The organism is Xylanibacillus composti, assembly GCF_018403685.1.
In the GTDB taxonomy this organism is placed as follows: Bacteria; Bacillota; Bacilli; order Paenibacillales; family K13; genus Xylanibacillus; species Xylanibacillus composti.
This window is the reverse complement of record NZ_BOVK01000004.1, coordinates 20778-46222: the sequence shown is the minus strand read 5'-3', so window position 1 is coordinate 46222 and position 25445 is coordinate 20778. Positions and strand designations below refer to the sequence as shown.

Here is a 25445-nt window from a genome sequence, read left to right as displayed (position 1 = left end):
CGCCCATGCTGGGCGTACCACGAAAGAAAACGCCTTCAAGAAAACGTTTTCTACATTATATAACAAAACTAACATCGGCGACAAGGGGAACGGTGTCGGATTTCTTATGATTATTTTTCTACAAAATAAGAGGCCCGTGCACCTTGCACCAGCCTCTCAATATGGGTTAAAAGTTCGGTATCGGGATGCTACAATGCTCTAAACTCTTACTTCACAAATCCCAGCAGCATCTCGCGAATCAGCTTGGAAGCTACGATCTGGGTCTGTTCGGAATGGTCGTACACCGGCGCAACTTCCACCAGGTCGGCTCCGACCACCTGCACATCGGATTTGGCAATAGCGTGAACAGCCGCCAGCAGCTCCTTCGAAGTGATGCCGCCCGCTTCCGCCGTGCCGGTTCCCGGTGCAGCCGAAGGGTCCAGCACGTCAATATCAATCGTGACGTAAACCGGGCGTCCGGCCAGGCTCGGCAGCTCCCGCTGGAGCGGCTCCAATACGTCGAAGGGATGGAAGTGCAAATGATTGCGTCCGTACTCGAATTCTTCCTTCATGCCGGAGCGAATGCCGAACTGGTAGACGTTGCCGCCCCCAATCAGCTCGGCAGCCTTGCGAATCGGCGTGGAGTGGGACAGCGGCTCGCCTTCATACTGCTCGCGCAGATCGGCATGGGCGTCGATATGTATTAACGCCAGATCGGGATAACGCGCATAGACTTGCTGGATCACCGGCCATGATACCAGATGCTCGCCGCCCATGCCGAGCGGGAACTTCCCATCTGCGAGCAGCCCCTTCACATAGTCGGCGATGATCTCAAGACTGCGCGCCGCATTGCCGAAGGGAAGCAGCAGATCGCCGGCGTCGAAGTAGCGAATCTCGTCCAAAGACCTGTCCAGATAAGGGCTGTACTCCTCCAGTCCGATGGAAACCTCGCGGATGCGCGCAGGGCCGAAGCGCGAACCGGGGCGGAAACTTACGGTATAGTCCATGGGCATCCCGTATAGAACGGCCTGCGCCTCCTGATAATTCTCGGAGCTGGCAATAAACACGTTGCCCGAGTAGGCTTGATCTAATTTCATTCGTTGCCTCTTCCTTTCTCTAGTTCAACTGCAGTTCCCGGCTTCAGTCTTGTAAAAGCTCCTCGACCAGCTTCGGCAGCGCAAAGGCCGCTTTATGCAAACGGGGAGAATAATATTTCGTGTTCAATTCCGCAATAGCGGACTCGTCCACGGCCAGCGGATCGTATTTTTTGCTCCCCATAGTGAACGTCCACAGTCCGCTCGGATACGTCGGGATATTGGCCCCGTATACTCGGGTAATCGGGAAGATTTCCTTCACATCGCGGTGCACACTGCGGATAAGGTCGGCCTTGAACCAGGGGTTGTCCGTCTGCGCCACGAAGATCCCGTCCTCCTTCAACGCCTCGCTGATCCCTTGGTAGAAGCCTTTCGTGAAGAGCTCCACTGCCGGTCCTACTGGCTCTGTCGAATCTACCATAATGACATCGTAAGCCTGCTTATGCTCATGAATGTGCATATAACCGTCCCCGACAATGACCTCAACTCTAGTGTTGTCCAGCTCGCCCGCGATTTCAGGCAAGAATTTCTTCGAATACTCAATGACCTTGCCGTCAATATCCACGAGCACCGCTTTTTTCACCTTCGGGTGCTTCATAACCTCGCGAATGACTCCACCATCACCGCCGCCCACTACGAGCACATGCTCCGGATTCGGATGCGTGAACAACGCCGGATGAGCCACCATCTCATGGTAGACGAACTCATCCCGGACCGTTGTCATGACCATGCCATCCAGAAGAAGCATCCGGCCGAATTCCACCGTATCCACAATGGCCAGGTGCTGAAAATCCGTCTGCTCGACTACTAACGTTTCTTTAATGTTGAATGTGATGCCGTAGTGCTCTGTTTGTTTTTCGGTAAACCATAATTCCATGCCGTTCAACCTCTTTCTTCTATATATCGATTATCGGTCTGCTTCCAAATTCGCTCTGGCTGCTGACGGGACTTTTTCCGTAGTGTGCCTCATTGGTATGGAAAACATCCCCTTGATTATAGATGATCTTTGCAAAAATGCAAGATATCCGGACGCCCTGCTTTCAAAAATATTTTGTAAAGGAAAAATCGAGTTGAAGTGAATAGGCTTCTCTATGATTTACCCATACTGCATAATAGATAACCTTTCCTTCCAAGGGGATCAAACTGCAAGGTCAACGGCTCGTCTGGAGCAGCTCTGCATCGTGTGGGCATGGACAAACATCGAAAAGCTGCAGGGCCGATTTGCGCTGCCATATTGACGTACACAGATTGGCTTGTAATGGAAAAAGGGGTTGGTGATATGGAGGAACGAAGCAGAAGTCAGCTACATCATTCTCCTCCTCGCTCGGGATGGCGCTGGATACGGAAGCTGATCAGCCTGACGATGTCAGTCTGCTTGCTGTGTGTGGCCACATTGGCGGGATCGCTTTTGTATTTGCGCGGGCAATCACTGCCTGTCTCCTATACGCCGCAGACGACCACTATCTACGATGCGAACGGGGAAGTGATTGACTCGCTGTTCAATGGGCAGAACCGCGATGTCGTGCCACTCGATCAGATCTCCCCGCATCTGATTAAAGCGACGCTGGCAATCGAGGATCATCGCTTCTTCGACCATTACGGCATTGACTTTCGCGGACTCGCTCGTGCCGTCGTTACGAATGTGCAGCAGATGAACAAGAGCCAAGGCGCCAGTACCATCACCCAACAGCTGGCTCGAAATCTGTATTTGACCCACGAGAAGACCTGGAACCGCAAACTAAAGGAAGCTGCCTATGCCGTGCAATTGGAAATGCAATATTCAAAGGAAGAAATCCTGGAGAAATATCTGAATCAAATTTATTATGGCCATGCGGCGTATGGTATTGAGGCGGCGGCCCGCATGTACTTCGCCAAGCCGGCATCCGAGCTGACGCTGGCCGAAAGCGCGCTGCTCGCCGGTGTGCCGAAGGGACCTTACTATTATTCCCCGTATATGAATGAAGCGAATGCCATTTCCCGGCAGCAGCTGATCTTAGATAAAATGGTTGAAGTCGGACTGATTACGCAGCGCGAGGCAGAAGAGGCGAAACAGGAGCCCTTAACATTTCAAAAGCTGGAACGGAGCGCGCCCGCTGAAGCTCCTTATTTCCGCGATTATGTGCGTCATGTAGCCGTACATGAGCTGGGGATTGATGAGCAGATGTTCGAAGAGGGCGGACTTGCTGTCTATACCACGCTTGATCTACACGTACAGCGTATTGCCGAACAGGCCGTTCGGGATCAACTGGGCAACAGCGAACTGCAAGCGGCTTTGGTCGCCATCGATCCGCGCAACGGGTATGTGCGAGCTATGGTCGGCGGAAAAAATTACGCGGAAAATCAGTATAATCGCGTATTTGCGGAGACGAGGCAACCCGGCTCCTCCTTCAAGCCGTTCGTGTATTTAACAGCGCTCGAGACGAACGCGTTTACGCCCATGACCAAATACTTGAGTCAACCGACTTCCTTCACCTATGACGAAGGACGCAACGTTTACCAGCCTAGCAATTTTGGCAATCGCTATCCGAATAAGGAAATCGATATGCGTGAGGCGATTTCAAAATCTGACAATATATATGCTGTGCACACGATCTTGGATGTTGGTGCGGAACAGGTGATCGAAACGGCCAGACGGCTAGGCATCGAGAGTCCCATGCAACCTCTCCCTTCATTGGCGCTGGGGACGTTCCCGGTGAGTCCCTTCGAAATGGCATCGGCGTTCAGCGCCTTTGCCAATGGCGGCGTGCGTTACAAGCCGGTTGCCATTACCCGAATTGAAGACAGCACCGGGCAAGTGCTGTATGAAGCAGAATCGGTGTCCGAGCAGGTTGTGGAACCAGCCTATGCCTATGTGCTCACCCATCTCATGCAGAGCATCTTTAGTCCCGGTGGCACGGGTTCCCGCGTCGCTTCCATGCTGAAGCGGCCTGTTGCCGGCAAGACCGGCACAACGGACTCGGACGCCTGGATGGTCGGCTATACGCCTGAGCTGGCAACCGCCGTTTGGGTCGGCTATGATCAAGGCCGTACGATCAGTGCCACAGAAACGCATCTGGCGGCGCCTATCTTTGCGGCGTTCACGGAACAGGCGCTGGAAGCTGTGCCTCCCAAGCTGTTCCCTGTGCCGGATGGCGTCGTCAGCGTGTATGTCGACCCGGCCACCGGGAAGCTGGCAGGCCCCGACTGTCCTGATCCGAGAGCCGAGGTATTCGTGCAGGGAACGGAGCCTACCGAAATCTGCATGCTGCACCATCCGCACGATGCAGAGCCCGAACCGCCTGCGGAGCAACCGGACCCGGACCGCTCATGGTGGGAAGACGTCAAGCGCTGGTGGAGCGACTAACGCAAGCTGCCCCCAAGTCCTCGTGACTGGGGGGCAGCTTGTTCGTATTGCCGCTAACGGGTCGAGAGTTTGTTCTTTATAAAGGCATCGTTCGCCGTTCGCCTGTTAGGACAGTCCTTGCTTAAGCTCCTCCGGAGATCTTTCCCACATCTCTTCATTATTCGCGATCAACGCTCTCTTCAAAGAAGCCCGTTCTGTCTCGCTCAGCCCCTCCAGTATTATGCGGCGCTTGAGCGCATAATCCATCAGGTTTACGTGATGAGCGAGAATCTTCCATCCGCGTTTGGCCTCTGTATCAATCGCCATCTCACAGGCCGTGACACCCGCGTAATAAGCCTCTCCCTGCTCAGTGCGATCCACCGCTACCCAGACGACCCAGCATTTGCGTCCGTTCGGCACTTCTGACCGTTCGGTGGTAAATTTGATGCCCCGCTCCACCTTGCTCTTGGCGTGAATTGCGCCGATATCCACGTATGCCTCGTCGCCATCGATAATGATGCTCGACAGATTGCTCAGGTTGATGGAACCTGCTCCAAAACCTTTATGATCTCTTTTCTTCGGCACAATATTTAAAGAAAGCTTCTCCGTTTTCTTCTCGTCAGACATGATCATCCCGCCTTTCAATTTCTTGCGACTATTCCTTTTGTGACAAGCATATACATGCTGTAGACGCTTGTCAACGAGGTGAGAAATGATGGTGCGACCCTGGAAACACAAAACATCCGGCATATGGGCGGTATTGATAATGCTGCTCACCGTCTTTGCCCTATTTCCGGATGGTCCGGACGGCGGCTCGGAACAAGCCGTTCCCGTCTGGACAGACGTTACACGATCTGAAGAAAGCCTGCTGTACGCCTCCGGCCAGCCGGAGAAGAAGCCCCAGACGACCGACAGCCAGTCATCGGGACCAGGCACACCGAAGTCAGCTTCGCCCGGCGCCAATCCGGATGCGGCTGGAGATGCGCCAGTCAAGCCCAAATCGCTCAGCGAGCATGTTACCGAATACCATATTCAAGTAACGCTTGACGAGGCCAACAAGCGGTTGACCGGCACCGAGACCGTCACATGGAAAAACCCCGGCAGCCAAGCGGTCCGCAATGTCGTGTTTCACTTGTATCCCAACGCCTTCCGCTCGAAGGATACTACCTTCATCCGGGAATCGGGGGGACGGCTGCGCAACGATCAGATGGTAGAAGGCGGCTGGGGCGAAATGCGCATTACCGGCATTCGCCATTCAGGCGAAGGCGACCTGCTGCACCGTACCCGCTACCTGCAACCAGATGACGGCAATGAGCAGGATCGCACATTAATGGAAGTCAAACTGGCCGAACCGATTCCGCCTGGCGGCAAGGTCACCTTGCATCTGCAGTTTGAAGTAGATTTGCCGAAAGTGTTCGCCCGCATGGGCTACCATGATGACTTTGTCATGGCCGGACAATGGTTTCCCAAAATCGCCGCCTATGAGCGAAAGGGAACAAGAGGCCGGGCAGAGGAAGGCTGGAATCTTCACCAGTACCACGGCAACTCAGAGTTCTACGCCAACTTCGGGATTTATAGTGTGCAGATCAATGTGCCGGAATCCCATATTGTCGCTGCAACAGGTTTTCCTACCGGCAAAGCTTCTGTCACCGACGGCCGCAAGATATACCGCTTCTATGCCGACGATGTGCATGATTTCGCCTGGGCGGCTTCCCCCCATTTCGTATACGCCGAAGAGCCTTATGCCGACAAGAACATACCGGGGGTTAAGATCAAGCTGTACCTGGATCCGCTGCACGCCGATCTCAAGGAGCGCTATTTCTTCGCGGCCAAGCAATCCTTGAAAAAGTATAGTGAATGGTTCGGTCCTTATCCTTATTCCACCTTGTCGATTGTTGTTCCCCCGGGGGAAGCGAACGGGGCTGGAGGCATGGAATATCCTACGCTGATTACAGCCTGGGGCGCAGCCGAGGAGCAGCCGGACTGGTCGCTGGAGCAGGTGCTCGTTCACGAGATCGGCCATCAATATTGGTATGGCATAGTCGCCAGCAACGAGTTCGAGGAAGCTTGGCTGGACGAGGGATTCACCTCCTATGCCGAGGATAAGGCCATGAAGGCCATTTACGACTTGTCCGGCTATCTGCCGCTGCAGGCCGCTTCCCTTACGTCGCCTGCGCCGTTGAGGCAAAATTCGTGGGAGTTCGAGAATCACCGCCAATACGCAGACAATGTATATACGCGAGCCAAGCTCGTGCTTATCGATATCGAAAGACAGATTGGCGAGCAGCGCATGCAGCGCGTCATGCGCTCTTATTTTCAACAATGGCGCTTCAAGCATCCCGGGACGGATGACTTCCGCAAGGTGCTGGAGAAGGTCACCGGACAAAGCTGGGACCTCTACTTCCAACAGTATGTCCACGGCGGACTCGTTCGCGACTATTCCATTCGCAGCATTGAAGTGCGTCCCGTTGAAGATCAAGGGAGGACGCGTTACGAATCGATCATCGTGGCCGAGCGCAACGGCGGCTTTTACCGTCAAGTGCCAATTCGGTTCGGCCTGCAGAACGGCACGGTTCTCACCGAGCAGTGGGACGGGGAAGAGAGCGAGATGAAATTCAGAGTCATCCAGGACAGTCCCGTTGCTTGGGCTGCCATCGATCCGGATCGGCACAATGTGCTGGACACAAAACCGTCGAACAATTTTATGCGCAGCGAAGCCGACGAGGTATGGCGAACACGCTGGAATATCGGGGTGTCGCGCATGCTGGAAACGGTGATCGGCTTGTTCGCGTGGTGAGGGGAGCGCTATGTGGAATTACGTAAAAACGGGCTTTCATGCCGCCAAAGGTCATGCCGGAATCTGGCTGCTGTTGTTTCTGTACCAATTCGCCTGGGGGTTCTTTCTGTTCCGCTGGATTAACAGTACCGTTACTCCTCTGCTCAAGCGCTATCCGGGAGATACCCTAAGCTCTTCTGATGTCATGCTGTTCTGGGCGGAAGCTGAATTCTGGCTTACCCGCACTAAGGAAGTCATGCCTTATGTGTGGATGCTCGGAGCAGTGCTGCTGGCACGAATGGTCTTGACTCCGCTGCTGAATGCGGGACTCTACTATGCCGTGCATCAGCGAGGAATGACAGGCAAGCGCTCCAGAAGACCGTTCCTGCGGGGGATCCGGACTCTCGGCCGCGCCTTCACAATCGTCTATTGGCTCAAGACCGTCGCTGCACTGCTGCCGCTTCTCTACATAGTGCCATGGCTGCATCAGCTGACGCTATCCGCCGGCTCATGGTCCCTTTACATGGGAAAGGGATTGCCTGCAATAGCTTGCTATCTGCTCTACTTGGCCGTCTTGCAGCTCATTGCCATGTATGTGCAGTTCGGTATTGCGGCAGATCGTCCCGCCCTTTTTTCTCTCGGGCTTTTGGCGAAAGGGCTGCTCCCCGCTTCCTGCATAGGGCTCGCTATCCTGGCCATAGCGGCTGCAGCCGCCCTGTTCTCTGCAAGCGTGTCGCTGTTCTGGGCCGGGCTGGTCGCCGTCATTCTTCATCAGATCTATACTGTGATTCGACCGTTTTTCGGCATATGGCATGTAACAGCTCAGCATCTCCATTGGAAAGAGAAAGCGTCCCTTTAATCTGTAAAAGCACATTTTGCGCCAGGCTGTTTCCCGGACATACCGTTTGGGGGCAGCCTCTTGCCTATTTCTGGAACCTTCTAATCTCTCATGAATATTTTGAAGAAGAAGCAGGAGTTTTGCGAACTTTGTAGAATAGTATACGCTGTGTGCATTTTCGACATCTCAGGAGAAGTCGCCTAATTCCAGTATGGAAACGGGGGAACCAAGTTTCAGGGTGAATTGGCCGGCATCGTTCGCGGCCATAGGGAACCTTCAACCGAACCCGGTAGCTAACCTCGTAGGCGCGGAAGGAGTCTTGGAAATTGAAAAAGGCAACAGCGGCGGCTTTTGCCGTAATCATGATGCTTTCGATCTTTGTCGGAAGCGCCCATGCCGCAAGTCCGCTGCAGGAAAAAGTGGACGAGCTGCTAGGGAAGCCGTACAAAAGCGGCGGCACCACGACAAGTGGCTTTGATTGCTCCGGATTTACCCAGTATGTGTTCAAGCAATTCGACATCGAGCTGCCACGCAGTTCCCGTCAACAGGCTTATGCCACCGGCGAGGATGTAAAGAAAGAAGATCTGCGTATCGGCGATCTCGTATTTTTCAATACGAGCGGCAGCGGCATCTCCCATGTGGGCATTTATATGGGGGACGGCACCTTCGCCCATGCGTCCTATGACGGTGTAGAATACACGGATATGGACGATGCGTATTATGCCAAGCGCTATGTATCGGCGCGTCGGGTCTTAGGCCAATTCATGTATGAGAAGCTAACCCAAGAAGAAAGCAATCCAGCCAATTAAGCTGTTTCTCATCCTGCCTATATGCTGAACAAGTCCTTCCTGCAATCAGGAAGGACCTTTTTATTTGCCCGCCACAAGAAAGCCGCTCCCGGCCAGTGCGGGAACAGCTTCATACCCTAGCTCTTCACGGTTCTAGTGCAAAAAAGACGACAGGAAAGTCAATGACGGCCTCCTGCCCTTGCCGATCCTGCAATCCGGTAATTTCCACCTCCAGCGCCTCTCCGGGAGCGAAGGCAGTTATGCCGGAAGGACGGAAGATAATGCAATAAGGAATCCCGTACCCTTCGTTGTTCACTCGGAAAAATTCACCGTTCTCACTGACAACCGTGTCCTGGCGATCCAAGCGCCATACCTTTCCGTCAGATAACCGTTTCAGCGTTACCTTCACGCGCGATTCGTCCGGCTTCGCATATTTGTCTGGATTCAGAGACACCGACCACGGATCATTGCCAGGGAAAAATTCGATCGGGAAGTAGCCCTTGCCCGGCCAAGTGACATAATCATAAGCTATGTCTGCCGCGCGGCGCTCCTCCTGAATGACGCGCATTACCGAGAACTGATTGTGGAAGGCCTTCCCCGCATCTTCTCCCCAATGATCCGCATAGCCGAATCCCGTCGCTTGCAATGACGGCTCCAAAATCCATCTTCTATGTCCGACCTGCGCCATATTGTAGACGTCCTCATCCCGCATGTATTCCTTCACGGACACCGCCGGACTTAACCGTTCTCCTTCCAAGCCTGTGGACACTTCCGCTAATGATCCGCTGTAGCGGCTATAGTACTGCGCCAAGTTGCTGCTCTTGGCAGCCGCAAAGCCGCGGTTGTAGAAGTCCTGCGTCATCTGCGACGGCCTCGGCTCCGGCTCATGGGACAATTGTCCGTGCGCGGCCAGCAGCACAGCCCCGTATTGCGCTTCCTCGTTCAAGCCGGGGTCCGCCTTCACATTGTCCGGCAAGTCGGCCAGGTAACGCACGAAGTTGGTCATGGCGACGCCATCGGCAATGAATTCTTCCCGAAGCTGTCCGAGACCGTATGGTGCCGAAGTATCAGGCTGAATCACATATGGCACGCCTTCATACGTCGGTGTCAGCTCCTGCCATCTCGCCCGAATATCATCAATCGTTTTCCAATCGTCAGGAATCGAGACGGCCGGCCTCGTCTTCGAGGCATCCGTCTGCCAATCGAATGGGCCGCCCTCAGGCGGGGCAGCCTCCCCTGTCGGCTGGGACCAGCTGTACTTGTCGTCGTGGCCCAGCTCGTTGATGATTGCCGTTTTGCTTTCCGCATTCCACATGACCTCCGCGCCAAGCGCTTCCGAGACGAAACGCAGCGGCACCATCGTGGCCTGATTGACCAGTCTGGCGGGTGTCTCCAGATCCACTGTCTGGGCATCGATTAACGCATATTCCATACCGATTCCCAAGGCCAGCCGCCGCTCCCCCTTCCGCGCGGTCACCACTTTGGTCCGCTCGTTCCAATCCACCTCGGCAGACAGCGCCTCGAAGATCGGCCGCATCGGCACCAGCAGACGATCATTTGCATAAACCGGGTCTACCTGTACTTGCAAGTGCTCGCCATTTACAATAATACGCGCTTTGTCCGCTGCTTCTGTAGTCCATGGCGCTGAGGCCAGCATAACACTCAGACTGACAAGCATGACCATCATCCAGCCTCTATGAATCCAACGGCGCAGCCTCGTTGATTTGCCCAATCCGCCCATTCCTTCCCCTTGTCCTTTTTTTCTGCATCGGCTCATGCATACCTCTTCTTATCCTGAGTGTCCATGCTAGCAAAAAGCCTTTGCATCCGGCTTCGAGTCATTCCTTCTTTCATACGGGATTATAAATTCTTGATTTCTACTACTTTATTTTCGCTGTCCAACCGATATTCCCATTAGGGACTTCAAAATCGTCTTTCCCCCATGAAGTCCAAGCAGGGATTGTACGGTTTCTGTCGAATACTGTATAAATCTGCAGAATGGTTTTTTCGGACTATAGAAAGAGGAGTGTAGATATGGAAAAATCCACAGTTATCGGGGTTGTACTAGGTTTTTTGGCGGTTGGTGTAGGCATGCTCTTGAAAGGGGCCGGTCTTGCTTCTCTCTATAACCCGGCCGCATTTTTGATCATAATCGCCGGTACCGTCGCTGCCATATTTATTGGCTTTCCCATGTCAGATATCAAAAAAGTGCCGGCCCTGTTCAAGAAGGTGTTCAAAGCTCAGCAGCTGACGCCTAAGAAAGATGTCATCGCCATGTTTATGGACTGGGCGTCCATTACTCGCCGCGAAGGCCTTCTTGCGCTAGAAAGCAAAGTGGATGAAATCAACGATCCTTTTTTGAAAAATGGAATGCGTATGATTATAGACGGCAACGATCACGAGTTTGTGCGCGATGTCTTGATGGAGGAGATTTCGGCGACCGAGGAACGTCACAAGGTGGGCGCCTCTATCTTCACCCAAGCGGGCACCTATGCCCCGACTTTGGGGGTGTTGGGCGCGGTTGTCGGTCTGATCGCCGCTCTGGCCAATCTTAATGATATCGACAAGCTCGGCCCGTCAATCGCTGCTGCCTTTATCGCCACCTTGCTCGGGATTTTCACGGGTTACGTGCTGTGGCATCCGATTGCCAACAAGCTTAAGCGTCTGTCCAAGCAAGAAGTGGAAATCAAGCTAATGATGGTCGAAGGTTTGCTGTCCATCCAGTCCGGTGTCTCCACCATTGCCATCAGCCAGAAGCTGGCTGTCTTCCTGACGCCGCAGGAGCGCATGGAAGAGAGTCAAGAAAGCCAGGAGGGAGCAGCGAATGAAGAAGCACAAACAGCATGATCACGAGGAGCATGTCGACGAATCGTGGTTGATTCCCTATGCGGATTTGTTGACCCTTCTACTTGCGCTGTTCATCGTGCTGTTCGCTTCCAGTCAAGTCGATCAGAAGAAATTCGACGAGATTGCCAGTTCTTTAAGTGCTGCCTTTAATGGCGGGGCATCCTTGTTTGAGCCTTCTTCCATCATCCCGATCAATGAGGAAATTATGCCCAATCAGAGGGAGAATCGAAGGCATGATCAGGCAAGCGACAGCGAACAGAAGAAAAAGTTCGAACAAGAGACGGTCGACCTGCAAAACTTGAAGCAGGAGTTGGACCAATACATAGCGAGCAACGATCTGAGTACTGAGCTGGAGACGGGTCTCGATAACGAGCAATTGAAAATTATCATTCGCGACAATGCCTTGTATTCGTCCGGCAGCGCTGAGGTGAAACCGGAGGCGCGGAACTTGGCGGTGGCAATCAGCGATATGCTGAGCCACTACCCACAATATGAAATTGTGGTCGCCGGCCATACGGATGATATTCCTATCCATACCGCCGAGTTCCCATCCAACTGGGAGCTCAGCGCGAAGCGCGCGCTGAACTTCATGAAGATTTTGCTCCAGAACGAGGAGATGGACCCAGGACGCATCAGCTCTGTCGCGTACGGGGAGCAGCGACCGATCGCCACGAACCGGACTGCCGAGGGCAGAGCAGCCAACCGGCGCGTCGAGGTTTCCATCATCCGCACGATTCAAGATGTGCCGGACTCGACGATCGGTGTCGAAGACGAGAACTAAAGCAAATGGAAAAGAGCCTTCTCCCACTTTTTTGGGGAGAAGGCTCTTTCTTCTTATGGCTCACCCAGTTATTGCTCGCCCAGCAAAATACGTGCGTATGGGGAATCAATCGGCAGCATAATAACCGGCTCACCCTGGAAGGTCGTCTTATAACTGTCCAAGGTGCGGTACAACTGGTAAAATTCCGGGTTTTGTCCGTAAGCTGCGTTGAAGATCTTCGCCGCTTCCTCTTCACCCTCCGCTACGATTTCCTTTGCCCGCGCTTCCGATTGGGCAATCAAGACCTGTGCTTCACGGTCGGCAATCGCGATGATTTTCTGCGATTCCTCATCCCCTTCGGACAAGTAGCGGGCCGCGATCGATTGTCGGTCAGAGATCATTCGGCTGTACACGCTCTGCTTGTTTTCTTCCGGCAGGTCCGTACGCTTGATCCGCACATCGATAATATCAATGCCATAGCCGCTGCTATTAGCAATCGAAGCTACCTCGCGCGTAATCTCATCGTTCAAGTTGCCTCGTGCTGTATTCTCGCTGATAATTTCGCCGTACTCAATCTCGGACAGCTTCCGCCGCACGACGTTATATACCGCTGAATCAATCCGCTGTTCTCCGTAAGAGACTGTTTTCAGCGTACGCAAGTACGCACGCGGATCTTCAATCCGCCATACGGTATAGTTGTCAACCAGGATAGGCTTCTTGTCCTTGGTCAAGATCGAAGCAGGATTGCTGTTATAAATCTTCTGGTACTTCGGCAAGGTTTCTGTCGTTTCAATAAACGGTATTTTCAAATAAAGTCCAGGTTCTTGATGCACACGCTTGAACTCTCCGAATTGCAGAACGACTTTAAACTCGCCTTCCTTAACCACGAACATGGATGCGAGGAGCAATCCCAATACAATCACGACACCAACGCCGATTCCTGCCCATCTTCCGTTTTTCTTACTCATTGTGCGCCACTTCCTCTCGGCTGTGTCGTAGATTCGCTTGAAGAGCTGGATCGCGTATTCATCAGCTCATTCAACGGCAAGTATTTCACTGTATCGCCAGAACCGTCTGTGACGAAAATTCGCGCATTCGGCAAAATCGTCTCCAGTGTCTCGATAATCAAGCGACTTTCCGTTACTTGCGGGTTATTCTTGTAAGCCTCGTACAACGCGTTAAACTTGGCTACGTCACCTCTCGCGTTCAGAATACGGGATTCCTTCTCTGCTTCAGCCTGCTCGATCAATGCTTGCGCCTCACCCCGAGCCTTCGGAATCCGGTCATTCTCGTATTTCCGAGCGTTGTTGACCTTTGTATTCTTCTCCTCACGGGCATTCGTAACATCCCGGAACGCTTCCTGCACTTCCCCTTCCGGCGGTTCGATGTCTTGGAATTTCAAATCCTGGATGAAGATGCCGGTATTGTACTTTTCGTTAAGCTCATCGAGCTTTTCTTTGACCTGTGTCTGGACCACGGTCTTCCCATCGGTGATCACATAATCAAGCGGCTGCGAGCCGATGACGGATCGTATGGCGGCGCTAGCGGAATTGACCAGGAAGACTTCAGGATCTTCGATATTGTACAGGAATGCTTCCATATCGCCGACCCGCCATTCCACAACCGCATCTGCGGATACGATGTTCTCATCCCCGGTTATCATCAGCGCTTCGTCTTCTACCGCTACAATTTGCCCATTGTTCTCCCGATAGCCTATCTCGATGCGCTGCGTAATATTCGCTTGCACTTTGACAACCTGTTGAATCGGGTACGGCAACTTTAAGTGCAAGCCCGCATCGGATGTCGATGTGTACTTGCCGAATGTCAAGATAGCGGCCTTCTCTTGCTCTTGTACCGTGTAGAAGCTTGTCGAGCCCAGTACGAGCACGACGAGCACGATGATACCGATTGCAATTTTCCTCCCCAAATTTTTGGGCAACTGAGGCATTTGGGGCATCTGGGCCCGTTCATACTGCTGCTCATCCATGTCGCGAGATCCTCCCTTTTTAAACTACTCTTTCATACGTATTCTACAGCATCCGGTTTCAGAAATGGACATTTCTCAACAATTCCCTACAAGCAGTTGCAGTCATGTCCCTCCCCTCCCAGCGCGAAAAAAAAGACCGCCGCAGCGGAGCCATGCTCGCTGAAGACAGTCCTTCCTCTTCTCTATTGCAAATTGTCGCCAATCCAGACCTAGTAATAAGGAGAGATCAACAAGTATACCATGACGCCAGTGAAGCTGACATACAGCCATACCGGCATGGTCCACCGCGCAATCCGACGATGTGCCTCCACCTGCATATTCAGGCCGCGTACGACCGACAGCAGCGCGAGCGGCACATTTACAACTGCCAGCACAATGTGGGTAAACAAGACAAACAGATAGATCCCTTTCAGCCATCCTGGTCCGCCGAACTTGGCCGGTTCGGTCAGGAAGTGGTAAGTGACATAGCAAAGTAGGAAAAACGCCGTCGTCGTAAAGGCAGCAAATATAAAGCGACGATGAACCTTGATGTTCTTCTTCTTGATCGCGACGAGCGACAACACCAGGAACGAGAAGGTGAATACATTGAAGATCGCGTTCATGAGCGGCAGTATCGTCACGTCGAAAGGCACTTCTCCTTCATATCCCGGCAAAAAGAACAAAATCGCTATGATGATGATCAGCACCGCTGATAATGCATAGACGAACATATTCATAGCCTTGGTACGACCGTTAGTCAATTTCGATGAACCCATGCGCACTGCCCCCTCATCCAGACGTATCATCCGCCTCTTTTTATGCTTCACACTAAGTACTAGCTTAATGAATTCTACAGCAAAAAACAACGCCCCTCCTTCATGCAATTGTGACAGTTCGGGTACGATCACCAGGAGAATGGCATAAATAAGCTTGCTAACGGCCGATTGCACAGAGATCTTTGTCGCCGAGCCAGCAAGTGCTTCGGCTGCAGGACGTTGCGTGAACACTCCATATGTCGTACTATCGACATAAAACAATCATCAAGAGGAGTGCATCATGCAAACCATAGTGTATCCGCTGCGTTTTCGTCTTCCCGCAATTATCGGCCTGCTGGTCCTGTCCGTTCTTCTTATGGCCGGCTGTTCTTCCGCCCCCGATTCCGATGCGTCGGACAGCAATCGGATTTCGGCCAAGATCACCCGCGTCGTCGACGGCGACACGATGAAGGCCATGATCGGGGACAAGGAGGAGACGATTCGGCTGCTGCTTATAGACACGCCGGAAACAGTCCATCCCAACAAAGAGGTTCAGCCCTTCGGACCCGAAGCTTCGAACTTCGCTAAGGAAATGTTAACGGGTCAAGACGTCATGCTGGAATTCGATGTCTCGGAGCGCGATCGGTACGGGCGATTGCTTGCCTACCTCTGGATCGGGGACCGGATGTTCAACGAAATGCTGCTGGAGCAAGGCTTGGCTCGCGTGGCTGTGTACCCGCCCGACATCCGTCACGTTGACCGGTTCCGCGAGATCCAGAAGACCGCACAACTGGCCGGTGTTGGCATATGGAGTATCGAAAATTACGCGCAGGAAGATGGATTTCACGGAGAAATTGAACTTGCCGATGTGCGCACGCCGTCCGAAGACGAATTGAACGCCGCCAGCTCGGCGACTATTGAAATTTCCAGCGTCACCACTCCTGTCTATGCCGGAGACTATGCGGAGCTAACCGCCCGCGTTCGTCCCGGCGCCAAAGCAGAGATTGACGTCATTTATAAGAGCGGCTCCAGCCGTGCAAAGGGTCTGGAAGAGAAGACAGCCGATGAGAATGGCCTTGTGAGCTGGACGTGGCAAGTTGGATCGAACACATCGGCGGGAACCTGGTCGATCGTCGTGCGCAGCGAGGGAGAAAGTGTGCGTACGACGTTCGAAGTGAAGCAATGAAGAATGCCGAAGACTGAAAACATGAAGCCCGAAGACATGATCTGAAGCGCCTGCACCGGTTCTTCGGTCTTCGCATCCATACTTGGTATGCCGCGTCTGACGGCTAACGGAACTCACAGACCTTATTCGGCTATTTTCTGCGGTCTGAAAAGCGTAACGGAACTCACAGACCTTAATATGTGGGAATTAGCCTGAATGCCTGCAATTGCGTAACAATAAGCGCCGTGGGTTCCGTTAGAATGAACATTCATCGAAAAATAGGTAAATAACATCTCTCCGTTCCGTTAGCGCATGAAATCCTGCCGTGAAGTGCGCTATTCATTGAATATGAGAGCGCACGTTCCCTTTGATTTTCTTGAGCGCTTGGTACAAGTTCTCACTGCACGCCATCCCTCTTATTTGGCCGATCGGCTGGACGAAGATAGTCACACCCTTATTCCCTTATCTTTTTTCAGTGATCCATACTCGCACTATATACTAAGCTTATTCTGTTCCACCTTGTAATCACCGCCCTTCTTTCAACCAATTAAGACAGACCAGGCACGCTAACAAATAGGAATTGGAAATTAATTAGCAACTTTCTGATCTAATTCCTCGTCTAAATATTAGCGCAGCAAGATCAGCCAAAGCGCAACTTGTGAAAGGAGCGAAAAAAAATGAAAATGAATACAGTTTCATTCGTTGTGGGGGCTGCTGCAGTGGCACTCCTTAGTTATTCTGCAATTTCTCATGATCAGGCTGAACAAAGCAAACCTTCGGTGACAGAAATCAGGATCAGCTTGGAAGAACATCAGCAGATGACAGAAACGGTTCAACGCTACTTGGAAGGAACGATTAACGAAGACGAACTGGCAAGTGCCCAACGGCTTCTGGATCGAAATCCTGAATTGGCAGCTACTGTAGAAAGAAAACGTACCATAAAGAATCAAAATCTTCCCAAGATATCTCGTGAAGACTATGAACGCATGGCCACAATTATACAGAAAGTAAACGAGGGAGAATTGCCGGAATCCGCACTGCAAGACGCTCAACCGTTGATCGAGCGAAACCCTTACTATTTGCACACTCACGATTAAACCGGACTAATCAAAAGCACATTTAGAAAAAAGTCAGCCTCTTGAAAGATAGCACTGCAAAACACAACCTAATTTCTTATCCAAAATCGTCTGCTGACACCTACAGGCGATTTCTTGTGTGAATCTACTTTATCAATTTATCGCGTTAAATCTTATGGTATAGCTAAAAGGGTAAAGAATGATCGTTATGCTCCGTATCAATCATCAACTTAACTTTTCGTCTCACTGCGAACTTTATCGGTTGGTACAACCACACTCTTCGAAAATTAAGAACGTGGATTTCGCTTTCATCTTTGAGCTTGTTCAAGATTCTTACTGCCTCTATTATGGCCGTTCCGCGAAAAAACCAAGGCATTCCTGCTGTTCTTTCTTCAGAGCGTGTAAATATTTGATGGGCGATTGATGGAGGAATCGCAAGTCAATTTGCCATGCAAACGACTTCTTGAACTGAATCCGGAAGATTAAAGAAGGTTCGAATGCGCTGCAGAGCATTACAGCAGCGATGGAGTTCGAGTTAAATGTTCGAGGAGTGTATAAAACGGCGCACCCATTATTAAACACTTAAATGCCGAATTAAAAAATTCCACGAACTGGCCATGATGAAATACCATGGCTTCTTTAAGATGCGGGTACGATGCTAACTGCCTTCGCGCTGAATGTCGAAATTCCGGTAGGGCTCTTAGGAAAAACACAGCTGGTCTCGTAAACGAGACCAGCTGTGTTTTTGTACATGTATATTCCTTTTAAAACTTCTCGAGAACAAGCAAATTAAGTGAATTTTGAAGTATTCTCATGAAATGTTCTTTCATCTTGTGACTTTTCAAACCAACCATCAAAGGGGTTTTATTAAATTTTAGTTAATAAGATACATAGTATCTCCCTTTGCTACCATAGTTAACATTATATACTTTTACCGAATGATATCCATTGCAGTAATATATAGCTACATCAGCATCAAAAGCATCAAGGAATTTTGTACTCACCCAAACAGAATCAATAGGGTCTTCACTAAAAAAGTCAGCAGCTACATAATTATAACTATCGTCTGGCTTTCCATTGTCCTCTGGGTAGCTGTTTACTTTGAGTGAGCCCGAGGAATAAATATCTGTTGATTTTTGCCCAAAATCATAGTATAGCACTCCTCTCGCGAGAAAATTCTGACTACCGCTATCTTTCCTCACTATAAAATTATCATTCTCACTTACAACAGTTTGATAGAAATAGGAGTTTTGTGATAGTTGTAAGCCATGTGCTTTTAATTCATTTAGATAATCCTTCTTAGGATAAATAAAAATCGAACTATTATCAAGTTTCCACCTTCCATCTTGAAATACGACATCATATGGTATCGTCGGATATTCCAATCCACCTACTGTTCTGGTAACAAAAGCTTCGTATTTGTTATCATCTACCTTTTCCGTCTTTTCCAAAGTATATATTGATTCTACGTAACCCGATCTCTGTAATTGTTTAGAGACATTAAAGAAATCGTGAACAGCTCGTTCAACTTCATAGTTTTCTTGTACTTTTCCTCCAAATGAAAATCCTGTAGTCATTGATGTGACAATAACGATAATCAGCACCAGTAAAGACCATCTTCGTTGCATTGTAAAACTCCTCTCTTAATATATTGATTATTCAGAATATTAATTTTCGAGCTATCCCCCTTTCCTTTTTTGTCATTTTCCAGCATACTATTTATAGTTTAATTTGTCAATTTATAGTTTGTTTTGCCCATATTTTTTCTGTTCAACTTAGTGTAGCCGATCCAATCACCTAACCCGCCCTTTCCATGGATTATTTCCTTCATTTATTTTAATGTAGCTGAAGTGGTTGAATGTATCCAAATGGATGTCAGATGGCGGAAGAGAAAGTCCAGCCAAGTCGTGCAGGAGCGCAACCTACTACAAACAAGTATTCGGAAGAGCTGAACAACCATGCAACTAGCAAGGTAACGGCCAAGTTCAGCAGAAACCAAGGCAAGAGCGAATTCGCAACAACCAGAAACTTCAGAAGTCTAGCCTAGTGAAAACAAATGCTTGTCGAATAAAAAACTGCCCCAAGTCCATCGGACCAGGGCAGTCTGTACGTATTTAGGTTCCAGATCACAGCACAGGTTAGCGCACGGGCCACGGAATCGCAAATCTATTCGCAACAGCAGCGATGGCTTAGCGCTGCACCATGTGCACGGCTTGCCCGAGTGCAGCCTCTGCCGTCTCCATGACGACTTCGCCAAGGGTCGGATGCGCGTGGATGGTCAACGCTACATCTTCCAGAGTAGCGCCCATCTCCACGGCGAGTCCCAGCTCGGCGATCAGATTGGACGCTTCCGGTCCGACGATCTGTCCGCCAAGTACCACGCCGGAAGCCTTGTCGGCTACAAGCTTTACGAAGCCTTCGCCCGCTTCCAGTGCAAGCGCGCGGCCATTCGCCGCAAAATTGAAGCGGCCGGTCACGACTTCGATTCCTTTCTCCTTGGCTTCCTTCTCCGTCAGACCAACGCTGGCGATTTCCGGATCGGAGAAAACAACCGACGGCATGCCCTTGTAGTCAATCGCACTGGCATGTCCTGCGATGGCTTCTGCCGCTACCTTGCCCTCATAAGAAGCCTTATGCGCCAAAGCAAAGCCCGGTACAATATCGCCGATCGCATAGATATTCGGGACACTAGTTCTGCACTGCTCGTCGATCTCGATAATGCCGCGGTCGGTCATCTTCACGCCAATGTTCTCCAGACCGAGATCATCCGTGTTCGGACGGCGGCCGACGGTCACGAGTACATAATCCGCCGTAGCTTCCTTCGCTTCGCCGTTGACTTCAAAACTGACGGTAACTTCGTCTCCGGTCACCTTGGATTCCTTAGCCATCGCTTTCGTATGCACTTCCACGTCCAGCTTCTTCAGCTTGCGGTCCACAAGACGAGTCAGCTCCGGTTCAAAGCCCGGGAGAATCTGATCCGAGCCTTCGAGAATAGTGACCTTGGTGCCGAATTTCGCATACGTCTGCCCAAGCTCTACGCCGATATATCCGCCGCCGATGACAATCATCCGCTTCGGCACTTCGTTCAGCGCCAGCGCTTCTGTCGAAGACAGGATACGCTTGCCATACTGGAACTTCGGCAGTTCAATGGGACGCGAGCCTGTAGCAATGATACAGTGATTGAACTTGAAGCGCTCTGCATTGTCTTCATTGCTGACGCTGACCGTCGTTGCATCGACAAAGTAGGCTTCTCCAGATACAAGCTTGATCTTGTTGCCCTTGAACAGGCCGCTGACACCGCCGGTCAACTTCTTGACAACGCCGTCTTTCCATGCCTGCACCTTGCCAAAGTCTACCTTAACGCCCTCAGCGCTCAAGCCCATGGCGTCCGATTCCTTCATAACCTCGAACCGATGAGCCGCCGAGATCAGCGCCTTGGACGGAATGCAGCCACGATTCAAGCATACGCCGCCAACCTCGTCTTTATCGACAACGACCACTGATTTGCCCAGCTGAGCGGCACGGATGGCGGCTACATAACCGCCAGGGCCGGCACCGATCACCAACACATCTACATCTGTTGAGAAATCTCCGACAACCATGGGTTACACCTCCATGATCAGCAGCTGCGGGTCTTCCAGCAGCTGTTTGATGTAATTCATCGCGTTCTGAGCGGTAGCTCCATCGATCAAGCGATGGTCGAAGCTGAGGGAAAGTGCCATCACTTGGCCGATCGCCAGTTCCCCGTCACGAACAACCGGCTTCTCCGAGATGCGTCCTGTACCGAGGATGGCAACCTCTGGCCAGTTGATAACCGGTGTGAAGAACATGCCGCCAGCAGAGCCGATATTCGTTATGCTGATCGTGCTGCCCTTCATTTCATGCGGTGCCAGCTTGCCTTCACGGGCCTTGCCCGCCAGCTCGCGAATTTCGTTGGCAATGGTCCAGATGTTCTTCCGGTCGGAATCCTTCACAACCGGCACGACCAAGCCGTTGTCCGTATCAGCTGCAATGCCGACGTGATAGTATTTCTTGTAGATAATTTCATTGTTCTCATCGTCGATCGACGCATTGAGAGCCGGGAATTCTCTGACTGCTGCGACCAATGCTTTCACAATGAACGGCAGATAAGTCAGCTTCACGCCCTTCTTCTCAGCAAGCGGCTTCGCATTCTGACGAAGCGCAACAAGCTTGCTGACATCCACTTCGTCCATAATGGTCACGTGCGGAGCAGTATACACCGACTTCGACATTGCGTTCGCAATGACTTTGCGCACACCTTTCAACGGTACGCGTTCTTCCAGAGCACCCGGTTCCGCCTGCGGCGCAGCAGCCGCCGGAGCCGGTGCACCCGCAGCCTTGGATGGCGCATTTCCGCCTGTGAAGCCATCAATATCCTCACGGGTAATGCGTCCGTTCTTGCCCGTACCCTGTACCTGGGCAATGTCGACGCCTTTTTCGCGCGCATATTTGCGAACGCTTGGCGTAGCCAGCACTTGCGTCTTGTCGACAGCAGGCCGTGCTTCTTCCGCCGATTTTGCCTGCGGCGCTTCGTTCTTCTCCTCTGCCTTTGCCGCGGCTGGTGCAGGAGCCGCTGCTGCTGGAGCCGGCTCATGAGCAACCCCCTGTGCAGGCACTTCGCCTTCTACTTCATACACCGCTACTACATCGCCAACGGTGCAGACCGTTCCTTCGTCGACCTTCAATTCTACAACCTTGCCTGTAACCGGAGAAGGCACTTCCACTACGGCCTTGTCGTTCTGAACTTCCATCAGGATATCGTCTTCCTGGATCGAATCTCCCGGCTTGACATGCCACTTGACGATTTCGCCTTCCATCAGGCCTTCGCCGAGCTCAGGAAATTTATATTCGAAATTAGCCACGTCCGTTCCTCCTTAGAAATTGATAACTTCCTTCACGCCCTTGATAACCCGAGAGGCGTCAGGCAGCCATTCCTTCTCAATCTCGCCGAAACCTAGCACCGTATCCGGGGAAGTAATCCGCAGCACTGGCGCTTCCAGATGCAGAATGCCCTGCTCCATAATGCGCGCGACGATCTCCGCTCCAGCGCCAGCTGAGCGCTGCGCCTCTTGAACGACAATGGCGCGGTTGGTCTTCTTGATCGATTCCAGAACGGTTTCCATATCCATAGGCACCAATGTGCGAAGATCGATCACCTCAGCCTCGATCCCCTCCTTGGCCAGCTCGTCTGCAGCCGCCAACGAGGTGTGCACCATCGCGCCGTAAGTAACAATCGTGACGTCCTTGCCCTCGCGCACAACATTCGCCTTGCCAAGCGGCACCGTGTAGTCGCCCTCAGGCACTTCGCCGCGGAATGAACGGTACAGCTTCAGGTGCTCCAGGAAGAAGACAGGGTCGTTATCGCGAATCGCCGACAGCAGCAGCCCTTTGGCGTCATAAGGATTGCTCGGCACGACCACCTTCAAGCCCGGTGTCTGCATCAGCAAGCCTTCGAGGCTGTCGGAATGCAGCTCCGGCGCATGCACTCCCGCACCAAAAGGCGTCCGGAATACGATTGGCGCGTTGTAGCGACCGCCAGAGCGATAGCGCATACGGGATGCTTGCGCACAGATCGAATCCATTACTTCAAAAATAAAGCCGATAAATTGAATCTCCGCAACCGGCCGATAACCCGTTATGCCAAGGCCGATAGCCAAACCGCCAATACCCGATTCCGCCAGCGGCGTATCGAATACCCGCTCTTCTCCAAATTGCTTCTGCAAGCCTTCTGTAGCGCGGAAAACGCCGCCTACATGACCGACGTCCTCACCGAAAACCAGCACATTTTCGTCCCGCTCCAGTTCTACGCGCATCGCATCGGTAATGGCTTGTATCATTGTCATTTGTGCCATAAGTCCGTTTCCTCCCTAACCATTTGCTCCTGAGTTTTTTTGGCATAACCCCGAATCGGCTATGCTCGTTCCGTGAAAGAAGCCCAAAGCGTCTGCCCTTTCAAGGATGATTTATTTCGTGAAGTCCTCTTTTTGCTGTTCCAGATATGGAGGCGTTTGCTCAAACATGCTGTCGATCAAGCCAGGTATCGTCATTTTTTCAACGCTTTCCGCTTTTTTGATCTGTTCGGCAACTGTATTTTTCGCTTCTTCCGTTACTTTCGCCTCGTCTTCCTCGGACCACAGATTCTTGGATTCCAGGAATTTGCGCATACGTACCAATGGATCGCGCTCTTCCCATTCCCCCTGCTCCTCTTTTGTCCGGTATTTGGACGGATCGTCACCAGACATGGAGTGTGGACCGAAGCGGTAAGTGATCGCTTCAATCAGCGTCGCCCCTTCGCCCTTCCTTCCGCGCTCAGCGGCATCCTGCACGGCTTTATAGACAGCCATGGCATCCATGCCGTCTACCTGCACGCCGTGGATTCCGGCTGCTACGGCCTTGTGGGCAATCGATTCCGAAGCGGTTTGCTTGGAAAAAGGCGTAGAGATCGCGTATCCATTATTCTGCACGACAAAAATGACAGGCAGCTTGAAAGCCCCGGCGAAGTTCATACCCTCGTAGAAGTCCCCTTGGGAGGAACCGCCGTCGCCTGTATACGTGATGGCAACCCGGTCAGTTCCGCGCTTCTTCAAGCCCATCGCGACACCCGCTGCCTGCACAATTTGCGCGCCGATAATAATTTGCGGCATCAACACATTCACATCTTCCGGAATCCGGCCGCCCTGCTGATGGCCTCTGGAATATAGGAAAGCTTGATACATTGGCAATCCATGCCAAACAAGCTGCGGCATATCCCGGTACCCTGGACATATAAAGTCATCCTGGCGCAATGCAAATTCGCTTGCTACCATCGTCGCTTCCTGGCCGGATACCGGGGCATAAAACCCGAGACGGCCTTGACGGCTCAGGCTGATTGCCCGCTGATCCCATACGCGGGTAAAGACCATCCGCCTCATTAATTCACGCAATTGTTCATCCGACAGCTGCGGCAGCAAATCCGGCTGAAGCAGCTTGCCTTCGGGAGACAGGATGGAAAGCGCCTCGACTGGCTCAGTGCGCACTTCATAATTAGACTGGTTCATGGTTTTGGCCATGACGGCTCACCTCTTCACAAAATTTTCATATCTGTCCTAACTGTTATAGTATTATTTTTGATCTGTTTTAGTACAACTAGAACTACATCTGCTTTGACTATTGGTGTTTTTTGATGTGTATTAGTATAACAGTTTCACTTATTATATAATACAGTCAAGAAAAAATCTATCGGTCATTCGGCAAACCTGGGTTGAATTTCTTTTGCTTATTGTGCGTTAAAGAAAGAAATCCTACTCAAAAAGTGCCATTCTTCTGGAAGAAAGGAGTCAACCGATGCACGATCCCCGCTATTACAAAAGAACAATCGAAAAGCGCACCCTACCCTCCGCCGTGTTAGGCGAAGAACGCCTGGTGCGCGTATATTTGCCTCCTGGCTACAACGATCTGCTCAGCTACCCCGTTGTGTATTGTCAGGATGGAGAAGAGTTTTTTCAGTTCGGGCGCATTGCCACCCATGCAAATCGCATGATTCTGGACGAAGGGGTCGAACCATTCCTTATTGCCGGCGTAGCAGTCGACGTCAAGAAACGCACAAGCGAATATGCGCCTGAAGGGGAGCGCTTCTCCGCTTATCAGCAATTTTTCACGCAAGAGTTAATTCCCTTCTTAGAAGACGAGTACCCAGTTAGATCTGCCCCTGGTCAGCGCATATTGGCCGGCGATTCCCTTGGCGGCACCATATCCCTTCATCTGGCATTGGACTATCCGGATTTGTTCCACAACGTATTGGCATTGTCCGGGGCTTTTCTCCCTTCGACGCAGGAGCGTATACGCAAGGAGACCGATCTGGCCTGGCTTCGGCTGTATATGCTGATCGGACTGGATGAACAGGAGGTCAAGACCGAGCGCGGCACCTTCGACTTCCTGGAAGCCAACAGAACCGCCCGCGCTCTGCTGGAAGAGCGGCGGACGGTTCTGCAATACGAAGAGAAACCCGGCAAGCATCTGTGGGGCTTCTGGCAGGATCACCTGCCGACCGGCCTCAAGCTGCTGCTGCCTGACTAAATG

The 25445-nt window shown here is 51.8% G+C and carries 22 protein-coding genes and 1 riboswitch; of the genes, 10 read left to right on the top strand and 12 right to left on the bottom strand.

Annotation, left to right across the window (positions count from 1 at the left end; genetic code table 11):
* Positions 1–202: hypothetical protein (locus XYCOK13_RS01545; RefSeq protein WP_213410088.1), on the top strand; the 202-nt coding region annotated here is incomplete at its 5' end.
* A gap of 4 nt (positions 203–206) precedes the next feature.
* Here XYCOK13_RS01545 and speB read toward each other — a convergent pair.
* Positions 207–1076, bottom strand: coding sequence for an agmatinase (gene speB, locus XYCOK13_RS01540; protein WP_213410087.1), 870 nt, complete (start codon positions 1074–1076; stop codon positions 207–209).
* A 43-nt stretch (positions 1077–1119) separates the two neighbouring features.
* Complete coding sequence (gene speE, locus XYCOK13_RS01535; protein ID WP_213410086.1) at positions 1120–1950, bottom strand: polyamine aminopropyltransferase; 831 nt, start codon at positions 1948–1950, stop codon at positions 1120–1122.
* 402 nt (positions 1951–2352) lie between these two features.
* Here speE and XYCOK13_RS01530 point away from each other — a divergent pair, with 402 nt between their 5' ends.
* Positions 2353–4416, top strand: coding sequence for a transglycosylase domain-containing protein (locus tag XYCOK13_RS01530; protein WP_213410085.1), 2064 nt, complete (start codon positions 2353–2355; stop codon positions 4414–4416).
* Positions 4417–4521: 105 nt separating this feature from the next.
* Here XYCOK13_RS01530 and XYCOK13_RS01525 read toward each other — a convergent pair whose 3' ends face one another.
* Complete coding sequence (locus tag XYCOK13_RS01525; protein ID WP_213410092.1) at positions 4522–5028, bottom strand: YwhD family protein; 507 nt, start codon at positions 5026–5028, stop codon at positions 4522–4524.
* Between the two features lie 79 nt (positions 5029–5107).
* Between XYCOK13_RS01525 and XYCOK13_RS01520 the strand changes: the two genes are divergently transcribed.
* The 3 genes from XYCOK13_RS01520 (at position 5108) to XYCOK13_RS01510 (ending at position 8818) form a co-directional block, all read left to right on the top strand.
* Complete coding sequence (locus tag XYCOK13_RS01520; protein ID WP_213410084.1) at positions 5108–7192, top strand: M1 family metallopeptidase; 2085 nt, start codon at positions 5108–5110, stop codon at positions 7190–7192.
* A gap of 10 nt (positions 7193–7202) precedes the next feature.
* Positions 7203–8030 (top strand): hypothetical protein, encoded by an 828-nt coding sequence (locus XYCOK13_RS01515; RefSeq protein WP_213410083.1) that lies wholly within the window; start codon positions 7203–7205, stop codon positions 8028–8030.
* A 166-nt stretch (positions 8031–8196) separates the two neighbouring features.
* A riboswitch (cyclic di-AMP (ydaO/yuaA leader) is annotated at positions 8197–8331 on the top strand.
* 4 nt (positions 8332–8335) lie between these two features.
* The gene (locus XYCOK13_RS01510) at positions 8336–8818 is read left to right on the top strand and encodes a C40 family peptidase (RefSeq protein ID WP_373314291.1); all 483 of its coding nucleotides are present in this window, start codon (positions 8336–8338) and stop codon (positions 8816–8818) included.
* A gap of 124 nt (positions 8819–8942) precedes the next feature.
* Here the strand turns inward: XYCOK13_RS01510 and XYCOK13_RS01505 are convergent, their stop codons facing one another.
* The gene (locus XYCOK13_RS01505) at positions 8943–10574 is read right to left on the bottom strand and encodes a stalk domain-containing protein (protein WP_213410082.1); all 1632 of its coding nucleotides are present in this window, start codon (positions 10572–10574) and stop codon (positions 8943–8945) included.
* Positions 10575–10831: 257 nt separating this feature from the next.
* Here XYCOK13_RS01505 and motA point away from each other — a divergent pair, with 257 nt between their 5' ends.
* Positions 10832–11644, top strand: coding sequence for a flagellar motor stator protein MotA (motA, locus tag XYCOK13_RS01500; RefSeq protein WP_213410081.1), 813 nt, complete (start codon positions 10832–10834; stop codon positions 11642–11644).
* The gene (gene motB, locus XYCOK13_RS01495) at positions 11622–12425 is read left to right on the top strand and encodes a flagellar motor protein MotB (RefSeq protein ID WP_213410080.1); all 804 of its coding nucleotides are present in this window, start codon (positions 11622–11624) and stop codon (positions 12423–12425) included. Before motA ends, motB begins: the two co-directional genes overlap by 23 nt.
* 68 nt (positions 12426–12493) lie before the next feature.
* Here motB and hflC read toward each other — a convergent pair whose 3' ends face one another.
* From hflC to XYCOK13_RS01480, 3 genes are all read right to left on the bottom strand, one after another.
* The gene (hflC, locus tag XYCOK13_RS01490) at positions 12494–13372 is read right to left on the bottom strand and encodes a protease modulator HflC (RefSeq protein ID WP_213410079.1); all 879 of its coding nucleotides are present in this window, start codon (positions 13370–13372) and stop codon (positions 12494–12496) included.
* Entirely contained in the window at positions 13369–14391 is a 1023-nt protein-coding gene (gene hflK, locus XYCOK13_RS01485) for an FtsH protease activity modulator HflK (RefSeq protein ID WP_213410078.1), read from the bottom strand. The genes hflC and hflK overlap by 4 nt, the downstream gene beginning before the upstream one ends.
* 209 nt (positions 14392–14600) lie before the next feature.
* A complete protein-coding gene (locus XYCOK13_RS01480; RefSeq protein WP_373314292.1) occupies positions 14601–15107 on the bottom strand; it encodes a DUF420 domain-containing protein in 507 nt (168 codons plus the stop codon).
* Between the two features lie 319 nt (positions 15108–15426).
* Here XYCOK13_RS01480 and XYCOK13_RS01475 point away from each other — a divergent pair, with 319 nt between their 5' ends.
* Positions 15427–16311: a thermonuclease family protein gene (locus tag XYCOK13_RS01475; protein ID WP_213410076.1), complete on the top strand. Its 885-nt coding sequence runs from the start codon at positions 15427–15429 to the stop codon at positions 16309–16311.
* Between the two features lie 656 nt (positions 16312–16967).
* A complete protein-coding gene (locus XYCOK13_RS01470; RefSeq protein ID WP_213410075.1) occupies positions 16968–17387 on the top strand; it encodes a hypothetical protein in 420 nt (139 codons plus the stop codon).
* A gap of 857 nt (positions 17388–18244) precedes the next feature.
* Here XYCOK13_RS01470 and XYCOK13_RS01465 read toward each other — a convergent pair.
* The 5 genes from XYCOK13_RS01465 to pdhA all read right to left on the bottom strand — a co-directional run bounded on the left by XYCOK13_RS01465 (position 18245) and on the right by pdhA (position 24436).
* Complete coding sequence (locus tag XYCOK13_RS01465; protein WP_213410074.1) at positions 18245–18994, bottom strand: hypothetical protein; 750 nt, start codon at positions 18992–18994, stop codon at positions 18245–18247.
* A gap of 561 nt (positions 18995–19555) precedes the next feature.
* Complete coding sequence (gene lpdA / locus XYCOK13_RS01460; protein ID WP_213410073.1) at positions 19556–20968, bottom strand: dihydrolipoyl dehydrogenase; 1413 nt, start codon at positions 20966–20968, stop codon at positions 19556–19558.
* A 3-nt stretch (positions 20969–20971) separates the two neighbouring features.
* A complete protein-coding gene (locus XYCOK13_RS01455) occupies positions 20972–22249 on the bottom strand; it encodes a dihydrolipoamide acetyltransferase family protein (RefSeq protein WP_213410072.1) in 1278 nt (425 codons plus the stop codon).
* A gap of 12 nt (positions 22250–22261) precedes the next feature.
* The gene (locus tag XYCOK13_RS01450) at positions 22262–23239 is read right to left on the bottom strand and encodes an alpha-ketoacid dehydrogenase subunit beta (protein WP_213410071.1); all 978 of its coding nucleotides are present in this window, start codon (positions 23237–23239) and stop codon (positions 22262–22264) included.
* A 111-nt stretch (positions 23240–23350) separates the two neighbouring features.
* Positions 23351–24436: a pyruvate dehydrogenase (acetyl-transferring) E1 component subunit alpha gene (gene pdhA / locus XYCOK13_RS01445; protein ID WP_244864929.1), complete on the bottom strand. Its 1086-nt coding sequence runs from the start codon at positions 24434–24436 to the stop codon at positions 23351–23353.
* A 274-nt stretch (positions 24437–24710) separates the two neighbouring features.
* Here pdhA and XYCOK13_RS01440 point away from each other — a divergent pair, with 274 nt between their 5' ends.
* Positions 24711–25442: an alpha/beta hydrolase gene (locus XYCOK13_RS01440; RefSeq protein ID WP_213410070.1), complete on the top strand. Its 732-nt coding sequence runs from the start codon at positions 24711–24713 to the stop codon at positions 25440–25442.
* Positions 25443–25445 lie beyond the last annotated feature (3 nt).

Bases quoted from the DNA above. Each gene is read 5' to 3' on its own strand.
- speB (WP_213410087.1), bottom strand. From the start codon at position 1,076: ATGAAATTAGATCAAGCCTACTCGGGCAACGTGTTTATTGCCAGCTCC.
- speE (WP_213410086.1), bottom strand. From the start codon at position 1,950: ATGGAATTATGGTTTACCGAAAAACAAACAGAGCACTACGGCATCACA.
- XYCOK13_RS01530 (WP_213410085.1), top strand. From the start codon at position 2,353: ATGGAGGAACGAAGCAGAAGTCAGCTACATCATTCTCCTCCTCGCTCG.
- XYCOK13_RS01525 (WP_213410092.1), bottom strand. From the start codon at position 5,028: ATGATCATGTCTGACGAGAAGAAAACGGAGAAGCTTTCTTTAAATATT.
- XYCOK13_RS01520 (WP_213410084.1), top strand. From the start codon at position 5,108: ATGATGGTGCGACCCTGGAAACACAAAACATCCGGCATATGGGCGGTA.
- XYCOK13_RS01515 (WP_213410083.1), top strand. From the start codon at position 7,203: ATGTGGAATTACGTAAAAACGGGCTTTCATGCCGCCAAAGGTCATGCC.
- XYCOK13_RS01505 (WP_213410082.1), bottom strand. From the start codon at position 10,574: ATGAGCCGATGCAGAAAAAAAGGACAAGGGGAAGGAATGGGCGGATTG.
- motA (WP_213410081.1), top strand. From the start codon at position 10,832: ATGGAAAAATCCACAGTTATCGGGGTTGTACTAGGTTTTTTGGCGGTT.
- motB (WP_213410080.1), top strand. From the start codon at position 11,622: ATGAAGAAGCACAAACAGCATGATCACGAGGAGCATGTCGACGAATCG.
- hflC (WP_213410079.1), bottom strand. From the start codon at position 13,372: ATGAGTAAGAAAAACGGAAGATGGGCAGGAATCGGCGTTGGTGTCGTG.
- hflK (WP_213410078.1), bottom strand. From the start codon at position 14,391: ATGGATGAGCAGCAGTATGAACGGGCCCAGATGCCCCAAATGCCTCAG.
- XYCOK13_RS01480 (WP_373314292.1), bottom strand. From the start codon at position 15,107: ATGAATATGTTCGTCTATGCATTATCAGCGGTGCTGATCATCATCATA.
- XYCOK13_RS01475 (WP_213410076.1), top strand. From the start codon at position 15,427: ATGCAAACCATAGTGTATCCGCTGCGTTTTCGTCTTCCCGCAATTATC.
- XYCOK13_RS01470 (WP_213410075.1), top strand. From the start codon at position 16,968: ATGAAAATGAATACAGTTTCATTCGTTGTGGGGGCTGCTGCAGTGGCA.
- XYCOK13_RS01465 (WP_213410074.1), bottom strand. From the start codon at position 18,994: ATGCAACGAAGATGGTCTTTACTGGTGCTGATTATCGTTATTGTCACA.
- lpdA (WP_213410073.1), bottom strand. From the start codon at position 20,968: ATGGTTGTCGGAGATTTCTCAACAGATGTAGATGTGTTGGTGATCGGT.
- XYCOK13_RS01450 (WP_213410071.1), bottom strand. From the start codon at position 23,239: ATGGCACAAATGACAATGATACAAGCCATTACCGATGCGATGCGCGTA.
- pdhA (WP_244864929.1), bottom strand. From the start codon at position 24,436: ATGGCCAAAACCATGAACCAGTCTAATTATGAAGTGCGCACTGAGCCA.
- XYCOK13_RS01440 (WP_213410070.1), top strand. From the start codon at position 24,711: ATGCACGATCCCCGCTATTACAAAAGAACAATCGAAAAGCGCACCCTA.